This is a genomic window from Bradyrhizobium genosp. A, assembly GCF_049949275.1.
Taxonomy (GTDB): Bacteria; Pseudomonadota; Alphaproteobacteria; order Rhizobiales; family Xanthobacteraceae; genus Bradyrhizobium.
The window spans coordinates 3,411,245-3,428,111 of sequence record NZ_CP188196.1 but is presented as its reverse complement, the minus strand read 5'-3'; the positions used below and the strand labels follow the sequence as shown (position 1 = coordinate 3,428,111).

The window sequence follows — 16,867 nt, the reverse complement described above, 5'->3', positions numbered from 1 at the left end:
GGCCGCGAAAAGCGGCTTCAACATGGGAGGAGAATAAAATGAAACTCGGATTAGCTGCTGCATTCCTCGGCGCGACGCTGCTGGCCGGAACGGCCTCGGCGGCGGACAAGAGATGGGATGGCGCGGACGACCTGCCGGTCAATCCGCTTGCCTGTTCGGCTGGCGAGGCCAACGCCGCACCCGCGGCCAAGGCTTATGACGGCGGCCGGCCGACAAATGCGACCGACAAGGCCGGCAAACCGATCACGCTGGTCGACGTGCCGAAGCTGATCGGCATCGGTTATTTCAACGCGACCTCGAAAGGCATGCAGGACGCCGCCAAATCGCTCGGCAATGTCACGGTGAAGACCGACGGCCCAACCGAGGCCAAGATCGACGAGCAGATCAAGTTCGTCGACAATTACATCACCAGCGGCGTCGACGGCATTCTCTTCGCCGCCAACGATCCGGTGGCGATCGGACCGGTGCTGAAGAAGGCACTGTCGAAGGGTATCCACGTCGTCGGCTATGACGCCAACTCGACGCCGGATGCGCGCGAATGGTTCGTCAATCAGGCCGAGTTCAACGGCATCGCCAAGGCGATGATGGACTCGATGGCCAAGGAGGCCGGCGAGGACAAGAGCTTCGCAATCGTCACCTCGACCTTCACGACGCCAAACCAGGCGCGCTGGATCGCCGAAATGTGGGCGTATGCGCAGAAGTGTCATCCCAAGCTGAAATGGCTCGAGACAGTCGAGGCACAGGAGGACAACAACCTGTCCTTCAACCAGGCGACGACACTGATCAACAAGCACGGCGACAAGCTCGCCGGCCTGTTCGGCATGACCTCGGTCGCGACGCCCGCTTCGGCGGAAGCCGTGACCAAGGCCAAGCTCTGCGGCAAGGTGGCAGTAGTCGGCCTCGCCACGCCCAACGCGATGAAGCCGTATGTCAACACAGACTGCGTCAAATCTGTCGTGCTGTGGAATCCGGTCGATCTCGGCTATGCCGCGACCTACGTGATGCGTGCCCTCGTCGACGGCAGCCTGAAGCCCGGCGCGACGTCGGTAGACGCGGGCAAACTCGGCAAGCTGAACGTGGTCAACGGCAGCGAGATACTGCTTGGCTCGCCCTTCATCTTCACGAAACAGAACATCAAGGACTTCGATTTCTGATTTGAACTCGTCGCCCGGCTGCGGAACGCGGCCGGGCGACACATTCTTGGCCTTCGTTGTCATGGTCACGACAGGCCGGCCATGGCACTCGTGACGTTGCTTGTTGAGATGTAGCTTGACGATGAGCCAGACAGTCGCGGTGCTCGACATCGGCAAGACAAATGTAAAGCTTGCCTTATTCGACGATGGCCGGCTCCTCTGGGAAAAGTCGGCGCCCAACTGCGTCCTGCCGGGGCCGCCCTATCCGCACGAAGATGTTGAGAGCGCGTGGACCTTCGTCCTCGATGCGCTTCGTGAGGCCGCACGCACGCATCAGGTCAGTGCGATCGTTCCGACCGCGCATGGCGCAGCCGGTGCCTTGATCGGCGAGAGCGAGCTCGCCGCTCCGGTCATGGACTACGAATTTACGGGCGTAGAAGTGATCGAACCCGAGTATGCCGGGCTGCGGCCGCCCTTTTCGGAGAGCCTGTCGCCGAAAGTGCCAGCCGGCCTCAATCTCGGTCGGCAGCTCGCCTACCAGAAGTGGCGCTGGCCGGACCTCTTCGCCAAAGCGAGGCATTTCGTTGGCTATCCACAATATTGGGCCTGGCGCCTGTGCGGCGTTGCGGTCTCTGAAGTCACCACGCTCGGCGCCCATACTGATCTCTGGGCGCCGCGGCAGGGGCAGGTCTCAAGCCTCGCCAAAGCTCTCGGCATCGACCACTTGCTGCCGCCGCTGCGCCGCGCCTTCGATCCACTCGGTCCGATTCAGCCAGAAATCGCCGCCCTAACCGGGCTCGCGCCCGATACGCCAGTCTTTTGCGGTATCCACGATTCCAACGCTTCACTTCTGCCCTACCTCGTCTCGCGCCAGGCGCCGTTCACCGTATTGTCGACCGGCACCTGGGTGATCCTGATGTGTGTTGGCCTTTCGCTCGAGCAGCTCGATCCTCACGACGACACGCTCGCCAACGTCGACGCGCTGGGCCGCCCCATCGCCTGCGGACGCTTCATGGGCGGACGCGAATACGCCGTCATCGCGGGCGGTGGTGGCAACCCGGCTCTCGACGCGATTGAGCGCGTCATCGTCTCCGGCGCGATGGCCTTGCCCTGCTTCTCGGGCCAAGGCGGACCTTATGCGACGACCGAAGGCGTGATCCGCGGCGAAGTCGCAGCGCGTGATCGGACCGCACTTGCGACGCTCTATTGTGCCCTGGTGAGCGATTTGATGCTGACGCGCATGGGAGCGACCCGCGGCGATCTCATCGTCGAAGGGACCTTCGCCGGCAACCTTTCCTTCTGTCAGACGCTCGGCGCGTTACGGACGACGCAGCGCGTCTTTGCGGCGGAAGACACCGCAGGCACGGCCCGCGGTGCCGCAATGCTCGCGCATTGGCCCCCCTCTTACCATATCGCTGGGCCGGCCCCCGTCGATCCGATTTCGATTACCGGCCTTGACTCTTATCGCAAGGCCTGGACGGCAGCAGTCGATATGATCGCTCGTTGAGGCTGACGCCGAATGGGCGGTCACCTCTCGCGGCGCACGCGTCCGCTCTCCTCTTACCTCACTCTCAAGCCCACCTCTAACCGATTGAAAAACCTGAACTCTCGGTCCAATCCATCATGGGCCAATTTGATCTAACTCCAACAAGCGATGTCTAACTAGATCCCATTTGCAATGGCCTGTATCGCCGACATAGGCAACAAATGCTCGAACCCTTCGGTTCGAATCGAGGACGTACAACCATCTCAAATTGCTTTTTGAGGCGGTAGCCTGAGCAGGCCATTGCGTCTCGAACGCAGGGAGCAACTTGTAAGTGATTGAGTTTTCTTGAGGTGGTGGATGTTTCCGACTGAGAAGGGCCCTCGCTTCCTTAATCTGTTGCGTGATTACCAACATAACCCGACGTCGCTCTCGATACGACTAGCCCACCAGAATCACTCTGACATCGTTGACATTGGTCAGCGTCGGACAGGTCTGCAGGAGATCGCCGGTCCCGCTGAAGAATGCGGTGGCATGCAGCTAGCGGTAGATCGCGGCGTCAACTTGCAGGGCATACGAGGTGGTTGCGTTCACTCGGCTGGTCCGGAACGCGGTGACCTGACGCTCCTGATCACGCCGGGAGACCCCGCATGAAGGCGCTGACGTGCCCGCGACAGTATTCGCGCCTTCGGGCTTGCCGCATCTCAGGGGCCGCTCGGTTACGTGATCCGAACCCAGGCGCCATTGCTTGCTGATGACCTCACTGCAGCATCGATGAACTTCACGCCGGCGAGGCCATCCTCGACGGTCGGGAAGATCACCGCCGGATCCTGGTTCCTGCCGGTCTCGGCTGCGCGAATGGCCCGCGCCGCCTCGGCATAGATTGTTGCGAAACCTTCAAGGTAACCCTCGGGGTGGCCGGAGGGGATGCGGGTGACGCGGCCCGCCTCGACCAAGGCGCCAGCCCCGCCGCGGGTCAGGAGCTGCTTGGGCCGGCCGTAGGGCGTGAGCCAGAGCTGATTTGGATTTTCCTGTGTCCATTCGAGACCGCCTTTGCTGCCGTAGACGCGCAGCGTGAGGCAATTCTCGTTTCCGACGGCGACCTGACTCGCCCACAGCATGCCCTTGGCGCCGCCCTTCCACTTGAGGAGGATCTGGACGTCGTCATCGAGGCGCCGCCCCTGGACGAAGGTCGACAGCTGGGCGAACAGTTCGTCGAGCTCAAGTCCGGTGACGAAGCAGGCGAGATTGTAGGCGTGGGTGCCGATGTCGCCGATGCACCCGCCGGCGCCGGACCGGGTTGGGTCCGTGCGCCACGCCGCCTGCTTGTGGCCGCTTGCCTCCAATTGCTCGGTCAGCCAATCCTGCAGATATTCGGCATGGACCAGCCGGATCTCGCCGAGGTCGCCATTTGCGACCATGGCGCGGGCCTGCCGGACCATAGGATAGCCCGTGTAGTTGTGCGTCACCACGAACACCTTGCCACTCTTCCCGACGAGCGCCACCAGCTCCTCAGCCTCGGCGACGGTCGTCGTCAGCGGCTTGTCGCAGATGACATGGATGCCGGCTTCAAGGAAGGCCTTCGCAACCGGGCCGTGCATGTGGTTGGGGGTCACGATCGAGACCGCCTCGATGCCGTCCGCTCGCGCGGCTTCCGCCTTCGCCATCTCCTCAAAGGAGCCATAGGCGCGGTCGTCGGCGATACCGAGCTCCTTCGCGGAGGCTCTGGCGCGGACCGGATCTGAGGCGAGCGCGCCGGCAACGAGCTCGAACTGGTCGTCGATACGGGCCGCGATGCGGTGTACGGAACCGATAAAGGCTCCTTGGCCGCCACCGACCATGCCGAGCCGGATACGACGATGACCGCCAGCTTCATTGCTTGCTTCAATAGCCATATTGCTCCCCTCGCTCAGGAGATGCCCAGCATCTTGCGGTTCGCCTGCTGGTCCGTGCCGGAACCTGCGAAATCGTCGAACGCTTTTTCGGTGACGCGGATGATATGGTTTTTGATGAACTCCGCGCCCTCGCGCGCACCTTGCTCAGGATGCTTCAGCGCGCATTCCCATTCGAGCACCGCCCAGCTCCCGTAATCGTATTGCGTGAGCTTGGCGAAGATGGCGCCGAAATCGACTTGGCCATCGCCCAGCGAGCGGAAGCGGCCGGCACGGTCGACCCAGCTTTGGAACCCGCCGTAGACACCTTGGCGGCCGGTCGGGTTGAACTCGGCGTCCTTGACATGGAAGGCTTTGATGCGCGCGTGGTAGATGTCGATGTAGTCGAGGTAGTCGAGCTGCTGCAGCACGAAGTGCGATGGGTCGTAGAGCAGGTTCGCGCGCTTATGGTTATTCACCCGATCGAGGAACATCTCGTAGGAGACACCGTCGTGCAAATCCTCGCCCGGGTGGATCTCGTAGGCGAGATCAACGCCGTGCTCGTCTGCATAGTCAAGGATCGGCCGCCAGCGCTTCGCGAGCTCGTCGAAGGCGGCCTCGACGAGGCCGGCCGGACGCTGCGGCCATGGATAGATATAGGGCCAGGCAAGTGCGCCTGAGAAGGTCGCGTGCACCGTGAGCCCGAGACGCTTGGAGGCTAAGATCGCGCGCTTGACCTGGTCGACGGCCCATTCGGTGCGCGCCTTCGGATTGCCGCGGACCTCGGGTGCGGCGAAGCCATCGAACACCATGTCATAGGCCGGATGAACGGCGACGAGTTGGCCCTGGAGATGGGTCGAGAGCTCAGTGATGGAAAGGCCGTGACGAGCTGCGATACCTTTCACCTCGTCGGCGTAGGTCTGCGACTCCGAGGCCTTCTTCAGATCGAACAGCCGCCCATCCCAGCTCGGAATCTGAACCCCTTTGTAGCCAAGCGAGCCGGCCCAACCGCAGATCGAGTCGAAGGAGTTGAACGGCGCCGCGTCGGCAGCGAACTGAGCGAGGAATATCGCTGGTCCCTTGATCATCTTCATCGAATGCTTCCTTCTACCCTGGACGCGCCAGCAGCACGCGTCCGCTGAGTTCGATACCCCACCAAAACTCGCCTCCCCTTGCTGGTTCCAGGAGACAGAGCGGGCATTTCATCCCAATGCCCAGACCGGGCAATCGCATCTGGGGACTGTCCCGCTTCAGAAGATCTCCCCGGCCCACAACGCCATCGCATCGACGTCGGACAGCGGTGCCGGTCGCTCGACGCGCGAGCGCACTGCGATCTCTCCGCCTTCGACGCCGGCCTTGAGGATCGCGTGCTTCACCTCCAGCGCGTGGCTCGCCAGCGCGCCGGAGGAGCGGTGTGGCGTGCCACGCAGCACCGCACTTGCGAGTTCGGCGACGCCCAGGCAACGATAGTTGGCTTGGTTCGGCATGTGATCGGCCCAATTCGGCGAGCGCCAGTTGGGCTTGCCGAACGGCCGGTCGTCGGCAGGGACCGAGATCCAATCGCCACCCTTCTCGGTGTATTGCACCGCGCCGCCGAAGAAGTTGGGGTCCGGCACGCGCAGCGAGCCCTCGGTGCCGTAAAGCTCGATGGGCGGATGTCCGTGTTTCCAGACGTCCCAGCTCATCGCAAAGATGATGTCGGCGCCTGACTCGAAATGCAGCAGCGACATGACCGTCGTCGGGGTTTCAACCGCGACGGTCTTGCCGTTCATCGGCCCCTTCGAGGTGACGAGCCGCGTGGCGAAGCCGGCGCTCGCACGCCCCTGCACGAGCGCAACGGGACCTAACAGGTTGATGAGGGCTGCAAGGTAATAGGGCCCCATGTCGAGGATCGGCCCGCCGCCCGGCTTGAAGAAGAAGGTTGGATCGGGGTGCCAGTGCTCCATGCCATGCGACATCAGAAAGCAGGTGCCGTACAGCACTTTGCCGATCCGACCCGTATCGACGAACTCGCGCGCCGTCCGTCCGCCGCCGCCAAGGAAAGTATCCGGCGCGCAGCCGAGCTTCAGACCGCGACGCGCCGCTTCCGCGACTAAGGTCGCGGCGTCGTTGGCCTCCACCGTGATCGGCTTTTCGCCGAACACGTGCTTGCCGGCGTTAAACGCCGCGTGGCTCACGCCGTAATGCGCGTTCGGCGTGGTGAGATTGACGATAATCTGGATATCGGGGCGCGCCAGCAGCGCTTCGATCGACAACGCCTCGATGCCGAACTGCGCCGCCTGGGCTTGCGCGGCCTCAGGCCGCAGGTCGGCACAGGCAACCAGCTCAAGATCGCGGAATTTCGGGATGTTGCGCATGTAGATCGTCGAGATGTTGCCGCATCCGACGATTCCGACTCCGAGCTTGCTCATGATCCCCTCCCCGTCATGTCCAGGCGGTCACGGTCTCGCGCGCCCGGCGCGCGAAGCGGGCGACGTCGCTCGGCTTGTCGTGTTCAGCGACGAACAGGGAGACCCCGGCCTCCGTCATCGCCGCGCGCAGCGCCGGCCAGTCCATGATGCCGTGGCCGGGATCGGCCCATCCGTCTTCGTCGGGGCATTGTCCCGATGGCGCGAGATCCTTGATGTGGCAGGCGACCAGGCGCTGCGCATGCTTCCTGATCTCGGCGACCGGATCGCCGCCACCGCGCATGATCCAGGCGAGATCGGCCTCCCAGACGAGGTTGGGGGCCTCCTCGAACAGGCATTCGAGATAGGTCTTGCCGCTCCCGCTCCGGCCATATTCCCAATGATGGTTGTGCCAGCCGAATTTGAGCCCCTCGCCGGTCACCGCCTTTCCGATGTCAGCAAGCCCGCGCCCAATGCTGCGCCATTCCTGTTCTCCGCCCTCGCGCTCGCCCAATGGTGGGGCCGGCGCAAAGATCGTCTCGATGCCGAGTCCCTTGCACATCCTCGCCGTGCCGACCGCGTCCCCGCGCAGCCGGTCGAGGCCGACATGGGCGCTCGGCGCAGTCATCCCGTGGACATCGAGGAGCCTCTTCAGCGTCTCGGGATCGTCGAACAGTGCGCCCCAAGGCTCCACCATCTTGTAGCCGAGGCTGGACAGCAGGGCGAACTGCGCCTCGAGCGGGGTGATGGAGCGGGCAGAATACAGCTGGATGGAAAATCGGTCGATCGGCTTGATCATGTCTCGCTCTCTGCTGGGTTGAAGATCTAGAGGCGCTGTCCGCTTGTCTCATCGAACAGCGACAGGGCATCGGCGGGGAAGCGGACGGTGAGCATGTCCCCCACCTGCACTTGCGCGTCGGCGTCATGACGGAAGGAGAAGGCGGTGTTGTCGGCAAGGCGGCACCAGATCAGCGTGTCGGCGCCCATCGGTTCGATCATCTCGACGCGCGTGGACACGGAGGATGGATCGTTGGACGAAGTCCACTCGATATGCTCGGGCCGGATGCCGAGAACGGCCGGTGCGTCGGTCGGCTGGCCGCGGAAGGCATAACCGGTTAGGCTGAACCGGTTCACGCCGGCGATGAATGCGACCTCACTACCGCGCGCGAGCCGGCCGTGAATGAAGTTCATCGCGGGCGAGCCGACAAAAGAAGCGACGAAGCGGTTGACAGGTTCGCGATAGATCTTCTTCGGCGCGTCGAGCTGCTGGATCACGCCACCCTGCATCACCGCGATCCGGTCCGCGAGCGTCAGCGCCTCGATCTGATCGTGCGTCACATAGATCATGGTGGCGCCGAGCCGTGCGTGCAGCCGCTTGATCTCGACCCTGAGCTCGGCGCGCAGCTGGGCGTCCAGATTGGAGAGCGGCTCGTCGAACAGATAGACGCCGGCATGCCGCACCAGCGCCCGTCCAATCGCGACCCGCTGGCGCTGGCCGCCGGACAGCTCGCCGGGACGCCGGTCGAGAAGACTGGTAAGCCGCAGCATCTGCGCGGCCTCGCCGACGCGGCGCTCGATCTCAGCCTGCGGCGTACGAGCAACCTTCAGCCCGAAGGACATGTTCCTGCGCACACTCATGCGCGGATAGAGCGCGTAGCTCTGGAAAACCATCGCGATGCCGCGATCCTTCGGCTCTGCCCAGGTAACATTGCGGCCCCCGATATGGATCTCGCCGCCCTTGACGTCGATCAGCCCGGCGATCGCATTGAGTAATGTCGACTTGCCGCAGCCGGAGGGCCCGAGCAGCACGAGGAACTCTGACGCATCGACATGGAGGTTGAGATTCTCCAGCACCTTCAAGCCGCCAAAGCCGATCTGAAGGCTCCTGATGTCGACGTTCGATTTCTGCATTCTGTGTCAGCCCTTCACTGCGCCGGCGGCGATGCCGCGCACGAACCAGCGGCCGGAGCCGAAATAGACGGCGAGCGGCAACAACGCGGTCAGCAGCGTCGCCGCCATGTCGACATTGTAGGCGCGCTCGCCTTGCGTTGAATTGACGATGTTATTGAGCTGCACCGTCATCGGCAGATTGTCGCGGCCGGCGAAGACGAGCCCCAGGATGAAATCGTTCCAGATGCCGGTGGTCTGCAAGATCACCGCGACCACGATCATGGGGGTGGCCATCGGCATCATGATCCACGCATAGATCTGGTAGAAGCCGGCACCGTCGACGCGGGCGGCTTTGAACAACTCGACTGGGAGCGACGCGAAATAATTGCGAAACAGCAGCGTCATCGTGGGAAGGCCGAAGATCGTGTGGATGATCACGATGGTGAGGAGCGACTGCCCGAGCCCGGTGTAGGAGAATACGCGAACCAAGGGATAGATGAACACCTGATAGGGGATGAACGCGACCACCATCATTGTGCCGAACAGGATGTTGGCGCCGTGCACACGCCACAGCGACAGCGCATAGCCGGTGAGCGAGCCGACCAGGATGGAGATGACCACCGACGGCACCAGGATGCGCAGCGAGTTGAGAAAACCGATCTTGATGCCCTCGCAGGTCAGACCGGTACAGGCCGAGGTCCATGCCTTGACCCACGCGTCGATGCTGGGCGCTGCCGGCAATGCCAACAGATTGCCCTGTCGGATCTCCGCCATCGGCTTCAGCGAGGTGACGACCATCACATAGAGCGGCAGCAGGAAGTAGAGCGCGGTAATGAAGATGAAAGCATAGAGGCCCCAGCGCGCCGGGGTCATGCGCTTCGGCGGGCGAGCGGCGGGCAAGGGCTGAGCCGCCGCGGTCATCGCATCTCTCCCTTGCGTGTGCGCCAGTAGAGATAGGGCGCGACCACCGCGATCACCGTGATCAGCATGGTGGTGGCCGCCGCCGTCGCAAGCCCGATATTGGCGCGTTCGAACAAATGATCCATGACGAATTTGGCGGGCACCTCCGAGGCGATGCCGGGCCCGCCATTGGTCATCGCTACCGGGAGGTCGTAGAGGCGCACCACGCCAGTCGATAGCAGCACCGCGGCCGTCGCAAAGCTTGCCCCCATCATCGGAATGATGATCGACACATAGACCCGCCATTTCGGCAGGCCGTCGACCCGCGCCGCCTTCCAGATTTCCTCGTCGACGCCGCGCAGGCCGGCGAGCATGATGGCCATCACCAGCCCCGAAGCCTGCCAGACGCCCGCGATGACCAGGCAGTAGATTGCGGTCTCCGGCCGCACGATCCAGTCGAAGGTCGCGCCTTCGAAGCCCCAGCTGCGCAGCACATGCTGGAGGCCCAGCGTCGGGTTGAGCAACCACTGCCAGACCAGGCCCGTGACGACGAAGGACATCGAATAAGGATAGAGATAGATCGAGCGGATCGTGTCCTCGGCGCGCACCCGCTGATCGATCGCAACCGCAAGCAGGAAGCCGACCAGAAGCGCGAGCGAAACGAACAGCACACCGTAGATAACGATGTTGTGAACCGAGGTGATCCAACGGTCGTTGCCGAGCAAGATCTCATATTGCCGGAGCCCGACGAAATTGTTGTTCGGGAGCATGCGCGAATTGGTCAGCGACATCCACACCGTCCAGCTGGTGGCGCCGATATAGACGACGAGCATCACCAGCAGCGCCGGCAAGAGCGCGGAGATCGCGGAAAGTCGGGAGTTCAACGAAAGACGCATCGCATCGCCGGATTGAAGAGAGGTCGACGGGCAGGCAAGGCGGCCGACAGGTCGTCAGCCGCCTATTCTGATGCATCACTCCTGGGACTTCAGCGCCGCAACGACCTTGGCGGAGAATTCATCGGCGCTCATATCGGTGTTCCAATATTGCGAGATGGCATCCTGCAGCGCGCCGATCAGCGCCGGCGGCGCCAGCATGTCGCCGGACGGCATTTGCTGGGCTTTGTCTGCGACATAGCGCATGCCCTTTTGAGCGCAAGCATCGAGCGCGGACGCATCGACATCGCTACGCACCGGGATCGAGCCCTTCTTCAGCGCGAACTGGATCTGGGTCTCGGGCGTCAGCATCAGTCTCGCCAACGTCATCTGCGCCTTGGTGGTGGATGGGTCCTTCGCCTTCGGGAATACGAACACGTCGCCGCCCATCACATAACCGCCGTTGCCATTGGACAGCACGGTGCAGCCATAGTCCTTGTCGGCGACCTTGCCCGCCGCGACGAATTCGCCCTTGGCCCAGTCTCCCATGATCTGCATTCCGGCCTTGCCCTGGATGACGAGGTTGGTCGCGTCATTCCAGTTGCGGCCGGGCGCGCCGGCATCGACATAGTCCTTGAGCTTCTTGTAAGTGACGGCGACCGCCTTGAACTCGGCGCTCCGTGCCAGCGACGCGTCGCGCTTGCCGAGGATGCCGGTCCACATCTGTGCGCCGCCGACGCCGATCATGACGGAGTTGAACAGGTTTTGCTCCCAGTTCTTCTGGCCCGAGAAGGCCAGCGGGATCACCTTGCCGTCGACCTTAAGCTTGTCGAGAATGGTGAGAGCGTCATTCCAGGTCTTCGGCTCGGCGGCGCCGACGGAGGCGAGCACGGCCTTGTTGTACCAGAGCCAATTCTGACCGTGGATGTTGATCGGCACCGCATACATCTTGCCGTTGCGGGTCGCCGCGGCAATGATCGCGGCGGGCATCACGCCTTTCCAGTTGCCTTCGGTTGCGACCGCATCGACATCGGCGAGCAGATCGCCTTCCACCAGTTCGTCGAACTGCTTGCCGGTATTGAGCTGCATCGCGGTCGGAGGATTGCCGGCGACGGTGCGGCTGATCGCGGCATTTCGCGCGTTGGCGGCACCGGCCACGGCGCTATCGACCCAAGTCCCGCCGGCCTTGGTGAACTGATCGGCAAACACCTTCACCGCCGCGGCCTCACCACCGGAGGTCCACCAGTGGATGACTTCGGCCTTCATCTCTTCTGCGGAGACCGGCACCGAGGCCCAGGCCGTGGCGACAATCGCCACCGATGCGAACAGCGTGCGCTTCATCATTCCCTCCCGGATCTGCCTTTGCAGGCTTGTGTTATTCGGCTTGCGGCCCTTGGGGCTCGTTGTTGCTTTACACGCCGAATGTAATCGATTACATTTTTATCGTAGCAGGATCCAGAGATTTTGCAAGTGCCGTTATGACGATGAGATTGCGAGTCTCGATATGGCCAAGCGAACCAGGGTGACACGCCAAGGAGCGGTCAGGATCGCTGACGTTGCGCGGCTGGCAGGAGTCTCGGTTGCGACCGTCAGCCGGACGCTGGCGCGCCCGGAGGTCGTGATTGAGGAAACCCGCACACGCGTGCTCGCAGCGGTGCGCGACACCGGCTACATGCCGAACATTTCCGCAAGGAACCTGCGCGTCCGGAAGACCATGGTTGTGCTGGTGGCGGTGCCGGACATCGCCAACCCGTTCTTCGCCGAGGTTCTCCAGGGCATCGACGATACCCTGTCGGCCGCCGGCTACGGACTCATCATCGCCAATCTGGCCGGCTCGCCGGAGAAGGAGGCGCGCTACGTCGATCTGGTGTGCGCCGGCCAGGCCGACGGCGTGCTGCTCTTGTGCGGCCATGTGATGCGCAGCCCCGACCGCGACTTGCGCGACGCGCGCGTGCCGCTGGTTGCCGCCTGCGAGTACATCCCGCGAGAAAGCTTCCCGCAGGTCACAATCAATAATGTCGACACGGCGCGCGAGGCGGTGCGACACTTGGTCGAGCTGGGCCACACAAGCATCGCCTATTTGTCGGGGCCGAACCCCAACATCCTGGAGCAGCAGCGTCTCGAAGGTTATCGGCAGGCCTTGCGCGAGGCGGGAATTGCGGTCGATGCGAGCTTGATCCTGCCCGGCGATTTCACCTTCCGCACCGGTGTCGAGGCCGGCCGGGCGCTGCTGGCGCTCGAGCCCGCGGCACGTCCCACAGCGCTGTTTGCGGCCAATGACGAAATGGCGATCGGTCTGATCAAGACCGTGCACGCCGCCGGCCTCCAGATCCCGGACGATCTCTCCGTCGTTGGCTTCGACGGCATTGCCTATGCCGACTATTGCGAGCCCACGTTGACGACCATCGTCCAGCCCCGCCGCGACCTCGGGGCCACCGCCGCGGCCGAACTGATCGCGCTGATGACGACCGGCAAGGCGGGGCTGAGGAAGGACATCAAGCTTCCCGCCAAGCTGATGCTGCGCGACAGCACGCGCCCGCCGCGGAAGAGTCCCGGCCATTCGTCCCGAGGCGCGAGGTCCGGCTAGAACGGCTACAATTCTCCTAGACCCAGCCAGATCATGCGGCAGATCACTGCCGACCGCACAGTGCTTATCGTCGCCCACCGGCCTTTCCACGTTCGCACCGCCGACCGGATCATCACCATCGAACGCGGTCGTCTGGCGGAAGACGGTCCACACGAGCACTTGATCGATCCAGGCCTCAAAGAGCGGCCGCCAGCGTCGGCCTGGTCTCGATATGCGGGATCGCCTCGACCAGCTTGCGCGTGTAGTCGGTCTTCGGATTATCGAACAGTGCCCGGCTCTCGCCCTGCTCGACGATGCCGCCATTGCGCAGCACGATGGTGCGGTCGCAGAGCATGCGCACGACGTTGAGATCGTGGCTGACGAACAGAAGCGCGATGTCGTTCTCGCGCCGCAGTCGGTCGAGCAATTGCAACACCACCGCCTGCACGGAAACATCGAGCGCGGCGGTCGGTTCGTCCAGCACCAGCAGCCGCGGTCGGCAGGCGATGGCCCGCGCGATCCCGACGCGCGCCTTTTGCCCGCCGGAGAGCTGGTGCGGAAAGCGTGGCAACAGATCCAGCGGCAGTCCGACCCGTTCCGCGGATTCTTCCACCCGCTGCCGCAATGCGCTGCCCGCACGCATACCATCGAGCCGCATCAGGGGATGAGCAATGCAGTCGAAAGCCGTGAAACGTGGGTTGAGGCTCTCGTTCGGGTCCTGGAAGACCATCTGGATGTCTTTGCGAAAGCGCGAGCGATGGAAGTCGCGCGCCGCGACGTGACCGATCGACTGCCCATCGAACACGATGTCGCCTTCGCTCGGGTCGATCAGACGGCAGATCATCCGCGAGGTCGTGCTCTTGCCCGATCCGGATTCGCCGACCAGCCCGACGCTCTCACCGCCGGCCATTGTCATCGAGAAATCCGCGACCGCCGCAGAGCCCTGGTCGAAGCGCTTCGCGAGTTTCCGCACTTCCAGCAGCGGCGGCGTACCGTGCGCGGGCTCCTGCCTGGGCTTGCCGGCAACCGTCGCGTGGCGCTCCCTCTCCTCCTCCGTCACGAGATCCTCGATCCGGGACGTCGCGGTGGGCGATGCCGCCACCAGCCGCCTGGTATAGGCATGCTGCGGCGTGCTGAAGAGAGTTTTGGGGCTGGCTTCTTCGACGATTCGTCCGCGCTCCATCACGGCGATACGGCGGCAATAGCGTGCCGCGAGCCCGAGATCGTGCGTGATCAGGATCGTCGCCATGCCGCGCGCGGCGGCAATGTCCGCCAGGAGATCCATCACCACCTTCTGCGTGGTGACGTCGAGGCCAGTGGTCGGCTCGTCGGCGATCAGGAGCGCGGGATTGCAGGAGATCGCGATGGCGATCATGACGCGCTGGCACATGCCGCCGGAGAGCTCGTGCGGATAGGCGTTCATCCGCGCTTCAGGGTCGCGGATCTGGACCGCGCGCAGCAACTCGAGCGTCTCGGCACGCGCGGCGTCCTTGGATATCCGCTTGTGGGTGAGGATCGCATCCGCGATCTGCAAGCCGATTGCCCGGATCGGATTGAGCGCCGCCCGCGGGTTCTGGAAGATCATCGACATGGCGGCGCCCTGGAGACGACGAAGGTCGTCGCCCCTGAGTTTCGTCACATCCTGCCCGCGAAACATGATCTTGCCGCCGGTGACCCGCCCGGCCGCGTCCAGCAACCGCGTCGTCGCAAAACCGGTGACCGACTTGCCCGAGCCGCTTTCGCCGACGAGACCGAGCATCTCGCCGGCTTCGACCGCGAGCGTGACGCCGCGCACGGCCTCGACCATGCCACGCCGGGTCGAGAACGAGACGTGGAGATCGTCGATCCTGAGCAGTTCCTCGCTCATGTGCGCATACGGGGATCGAGAATGTCCCGCATCCCGTCACCGAGGAGATTGAAGCACAGCACGGCCATCATCAGCGCAAGGCCTGGAAAGACCACCAGCCACCATCGCCCCGTCGAGATGAAGCGCGCGCCCTCCGCGACCATGATGCCCCATTCCGGCGTCGGCGACTTGACGCCAAGGCCGATAAAGGAAAGACCCGCCGCGTTCAGGATCGCCCAGCCGAGATTGAGCGAGATCTGCACTGCCATTGCCGGCAGGATGTTCGGAAGCAGGAAGTGCAGCACCACCGAGAAATGGCCCTCGCCGCAGGCGCGCGCGGCCTCCACCCAGCCGACATTGCGCCGGACGTTGACCTCGGCCCGCGCGAAGCGAACGTAGAACGGAAGATTGATGATCGCGGTCGCGATCACGATGTTCTCGATCCGGTTTCCGAGTGCGGCGACCATCGCCATCGCCAGCACGAACAGCGGAAAGGCCATCATCACGTCGACGAAGCGGCCGACGGCGCGGTCGAGCCTGCCGCCGGCGTAGCCGCAGAATGAACCGATGACAGCGCCGATCACGAAGGAGATGCCGACCGCGGAAATCGCGATCGCAAGATCGAGCCGCGCCGCGACGACGAGGCGGCTGAACACGTCGCGTCCAAGCTGATCCGTGCCAGCGATGTGTGCCGCGCTCGGCGGCAGCAGCGCCTCCGAAACATTCGAGACTACGGGATCATAAGGCACGATCCAGGGCGCGAAGACCGCGACCAGGACGAACAGCAGCACGCCGGCCGCAGCGACGCCGGTCAGCGGGTTGCCGCGCAGAATCCAGACCGAATGCCTGAGGGTGGCGCTGGTCATTCGATCGACACCCTGGGATCGGCGATGCCGTAGCAGATATCGACCGCGAGATTGACCAGCACAAACAGGCTGGCCATCAGCAGCACGAAACCCTGTACAGGCGCATAGTCGGAGGACAGCAGCGCATCGAGTGCGTAGGACGCGACGCCCGGCCAGGAGAACACCTTCTCGACCAGAACATTGGCGCCCAACATGGTCGAGAACACGATGCCGGCGATGGTGATGACGGGCAGGATCGCGTTCCGCAGCGCATAAGTGACGACCACCTTGCGCCAGGACAAGCCGACGGAGCGCGCGGTGCGCACGAAATCGCTACCGAGCGAGACCAGCATCGAGGCGCGCGTGATCCGCGCCAGCGGCGCGATCACGAACAGGGCCATGCTCACGGCCGGCAGGATCAGCTGCTTGCAAGCCGCCCACCAGCCGTCGACGTCCCCGGCGAGCAGAAAATCGATCGACAGGAATCCGGTGCGCTGCGGCGGCAGTGAGGTGAAGACGTCGACCCGCCCTGTGGGATCGGGCGCGAGCCCGAGCAGGTAGTAGAAGACGTAGATCAGCAGCAGGCCCGAGACGAAGGTCGGCACGCAGACACCGAGCGCGCAGAACAGCCGTACGGCGTGATCGACGGCCGACCCCGGCCTCAGCGCCGCGACCACGCCGAGCGGCACTGCCGCAATGAGCGCGATCAACAGTGCGGTGAAGGTGAGCTCGAGCGAGGCCGGCAGCCGCTCGCGCAAATCCTTCAGCACCGGCTGCCCCGTCATCATGGAGCGGCCGAGATTGCCGTGGCCGATGTCGGAGAGATAGAACACGAGCTGCTCCGGCACCGACTTGTTCAGCCCCATCTGCTTGCGGATCTGCTCGATCTCCTCCTTGCCCGCATTGGGCCCCGAGGCGAAGAACACCGCGGGATCGCCGGGCAGGACGCGCATCAGGAGAAAGGTGAAGACCAGCACACCGAACAGCGCCGGCAGCGACGACAAAAGCCGCCTGCCCGCCCGCACCATCGTTGCGCCAAGACCGGTCACCACCTTTCAGCGTCCCTTCCGTTTG

At 63.8% G+C, this 16,867-nt stretch carries 14 protein-coding genes; 3 read left to right on the top strand and 11 right to left on the bottom strand.

The annotated features are described in order from the left end of the window. The first annotated feature begins 38 nt into the window (after positions 1-38). Complete coding sequence (locus ACP2YP_RS15785; protein WP_426425203.1) at positions 39-1,154, top strand: substrate-binding domain-containing protein; 1,116 nt, start codon at positions 39-41, stop codon at positions 1,152-1,154. Positions 1,155-1,275: 121 nt separating this feature from the next. Further along, positions 1,276-2,640: an FGGY-family carbohydrate kinase gene (locus tag ACP2YP_RS15780; RefSeq protein WP_426425202.1), complete on the top strand. Its 1,365-nt coding sequence runs from the start codon at positions 1,276-1,278 to the stop codon at positions 2,638-2,640. 695 nt (positions 2,641-3,335) lie between these two features. Here ACP2YP_RS15780 and ACP2YP_RS15775 read toward each other — a convergent pair. The 8 genes from ACP2YP_RS15775 to ACP2YP_RS15740 form a co-directional block, all read right to left on the bottom strand. Then, complete coding sequence (locus ACP2YP_RS15775; protein ID WP_426425201.1) at positions 3,336-4,511, bottom strand: Gfo/Idh/MocA family protein; 1,176 nt, start codon at positions 4,509-4,511, stop codon at positions 3,336-3,338. Positions 4,512-4,525: 14 nt separating this feature from the next. Then, positions 4,526-5,581: a sugar phosphate isomerase/epimerase family protein gene (locus ACP2YP_RS15770; RefSeq protein ID WP_426425200.1), complete on the bottom strand. Its 1,056-nt coding sequence runs from the start codon at positions 5,579-5,581 to the stop codon at positions 4,526-4,528. Between the two features lie 156 nt (positions 5,582-5,737). Then, positions 5,738-6,898: a Gfo/Idh/MocA family protein gene (locus ACP2YP_RS15765; RefSeq protein WP_426425198.1), complete on the bottom strand. Its 1,161-nt coding sequence runs from the start codon at positions 6,896-6,898 to the stop codon at positions 5,738-5,740. Between the two features lie 13 nt (positions 6,899-6,911). After that, positions 6,912-7,673, bottom strand: coding sequence for a sugar phosphate isomerase/epimerase family protein (locus ACP2YP_RS15760; protein ID WP_426425196.1), 762 nt, complete (start codon positions 7,671-7,673; stop codon positions 6,912-6,914). A 26-nt stretch (positions 7,674-7,699) separates the two neighbouring features. Continuing rightward, positions 7,700-8,785, bottom strand: coding sequence for an ABC transporter ATP-binding protein (locus ACP2YP_RS15755; protein ID WP_426425194.1), 1,086 nt, complete (start codon positions 8,783-8,785; stop codon positions 7,700-7,702). 6 nt (positions 8,786-8,791) lie between these two features. Next, on the bottom strand, positions 8,792-9,685 hold the full coding sequence (locus ACP2YP_RS15750; RefSeq protein WP_426425193.1) for a carbohydrate ABC transporter permease: 894 nt from the start codon (positions 9,683-9,685) through the stop codon (positions 8,792-8,794). Beyond that, on the bottom strand, positions 9,682-10,560 hold the full coding sequence (locus ACP2YP_RS15745) for a carbohydrate ABC transporter permease (RefSeq protein ID WP_426425192.1): 879 nt from the start codon (positions 10,558-10,560) through the stop codon (positions 9,682-9,684). Before ACP2YP_RS15745 ends, ACP2YP_RS15750 begins: the two co-directional genes overlap by 4 nt. Before the next feature lie 75 nt (positions 10,561-10,635). Next, positions 10,636-11,877, bottom strand: coding sequence for an ABC transporter substrate-binding protein (locus ACP2YP_RS15740; RefSeq protein WP_426425191.1), 1,242 nt, complete (start codon positions 11,875-11,877; stop codon positions 10,636-10,638). A 163-nt stretch (positions 11,878-12,040) separates the two neighbouring features. Here ACP2YP_RS15740 and ACP2YP_RS15735 point away from each other — a divergent pair, with 163 nt between their 5' ends. Continuing rightward, positions 12,041-13,123 carry a LacI family DNA-binding transcriptional regulator gene (locus ACP2YP_RS15735; RefSeq protein WP_426425190.1) on the top strand — a complete coding sequence of 361 codons (1,083 nt, stop codon included), beginning with the start codon at positions 12,041-12,043 and terminating at the stop codon, positions 13,121-13,123. A 175-nt stretch (positions 13,124-13,298) separates the two neighbouring features. Here ACP2YP_RS15735 and nikE read toward each other — a convergent pair whose 3' ends face one another. Genes nikE through ACP2YP_RS15720 form a run of 3 tightly spaced genes read right to left on the bottom strand, consistent with a single transcriptional unit; the run spans position 13,299 to position 16,845 of the window. Then, a complete protein-coding gene (gene nikE / locus ACP2YP_RS15730) occupies positions 13,299-14,969 on the bottom strand; it encodes a nickel ABC transporter ATP-binding protein NikE (protein ID WP_426425189.1) in 1,671 nt (556 codons plus the stop codon). Continuing rightward, complete coding sequence (locus tag ACP2YP_RS15725) at positions 14,966-15,814, bottom strand: ABC transporter permease (RefSeq protein ID WP_426425188.1); 849 nt, start codon at positions 15,812-15,814, stop codon at positions 14,966-14,968. Before ACP2YP_RS15725 ends, nikE begins: the two co-directional genes overlap by 4 nt. Continuing rightward, the gene (locus tag ACP2YP_RS15720; protein ID WP_426425186.1) at positions 15,811-16,845 is read right to left on the bottom strand and encodes an ABC transporter permease; all 1,035 of its coding nucleotides are present in this window, start codon (positions 16,843-16,845) and stop codon (positions 15,811-15,813) included. Before ACP2YP_RS15720 ends, ACP2YP_RS15725 begins: the two co-directional genes overlap by 4 nt. Between the last annotated feature and the right edge of the window lie 22 nt (positions 16,846-16,867).

Bases quoted from the DNA above. Each gene is read 5' to 3' on its own strand.
- ACP2YP_RS15785 (WP_426425203.1), top strand. From the start codon at position 39: ATGAAACTCGGATTAGCTGCTGCATTCCTCGGCGCGACGCTGCTGGCC.
- ACP2YP_RS15780 (WP_426425202.1), top strand. From the start codon at position 1,276: ATGAGCCAGACAGTCGCGGTGCTCGACATCGGCAAGACAAATGTAAAG.
- ACP2YP_RS15775 (WP_426425201.1), bottom strand. From the start codon at position 4,511: ATGGCTATTGAAGCAAGCAATGAAGCTGGCGGTCATCGTCGTATCCGG.
- ACP2YP_RS15770 (WP_426425200.1), bottom strand. From the start codon at position 5,581: ATGAAGATGATCAAGGGACCAGCGATATTCCTCGCTCAGTTCGCTGCC.
- ACP2YP_RS15765 (WP_426425198.1), bottom strand. From the start codon at position 6,898: ATGAGCAAGCTCGGAGTCGGAATCGTCGGATGCGGCAACATCTCGACG.
- ACP2YP_RS15760 (WP_426425196.1), bottom strand. From the start codon at position 7,673: ATGATCAAGCCGATCGACCGATTTTCCATCCAGCTGTATTCTGCCCGC.
- ACP2YP_RS15755 (WP_426425194.1), bottom strand. From the start codon at position 8,785: ATGCAGAAATCGAACGTCGACATCAGGAGCCTTCAGATCGGCTTTGGC.
- ACP2YP_RS15750 (WP_426425193.1), bottom strand. From the start codon at position 9,685: ATGACCGCGGCGGCTCAGCCCTTGCCCGCCGCTCGCCCGCCGAAGCGC.
- ACP2YP_RS15745 (WP_426425192.1), bottom strand. From the start codon at position 10,560: ATGCGTCTTTCGTTGAACTCCCGACTTTCCGCGATCTCCGCGCTCTTG.
- ACP2YP_RS15740 (WP_426425191.1), bottom strand. From the start codon at position 11,877: ATGAAGCGCACGCTGTTCGCATCGGTGGCGATTGTCGCCACGGCCTGG.
- ACP2YP_RS15735 (WP_426425190.1), top strand. From the start codon at position 12,041: ATGGCCAAGCGAACCAGGGTGACACGCCAAGGAGCGGTCAGGATCGCT.
- nikE (WP_426425189.1), bottom strand. From the start codon at position 14,969: ATGAGCGAGGAACTGCTCAGGATCGACGATCTCCACGTCTCGTTCTCG.
- ACP2YP_RS15725 (WP_426425188.1), bottom strand. From the start codon at position 15,814: ATGACCAGCGCCACCCTCAGGCATTCGGTCTGGATTCTGCGCGGCAAC.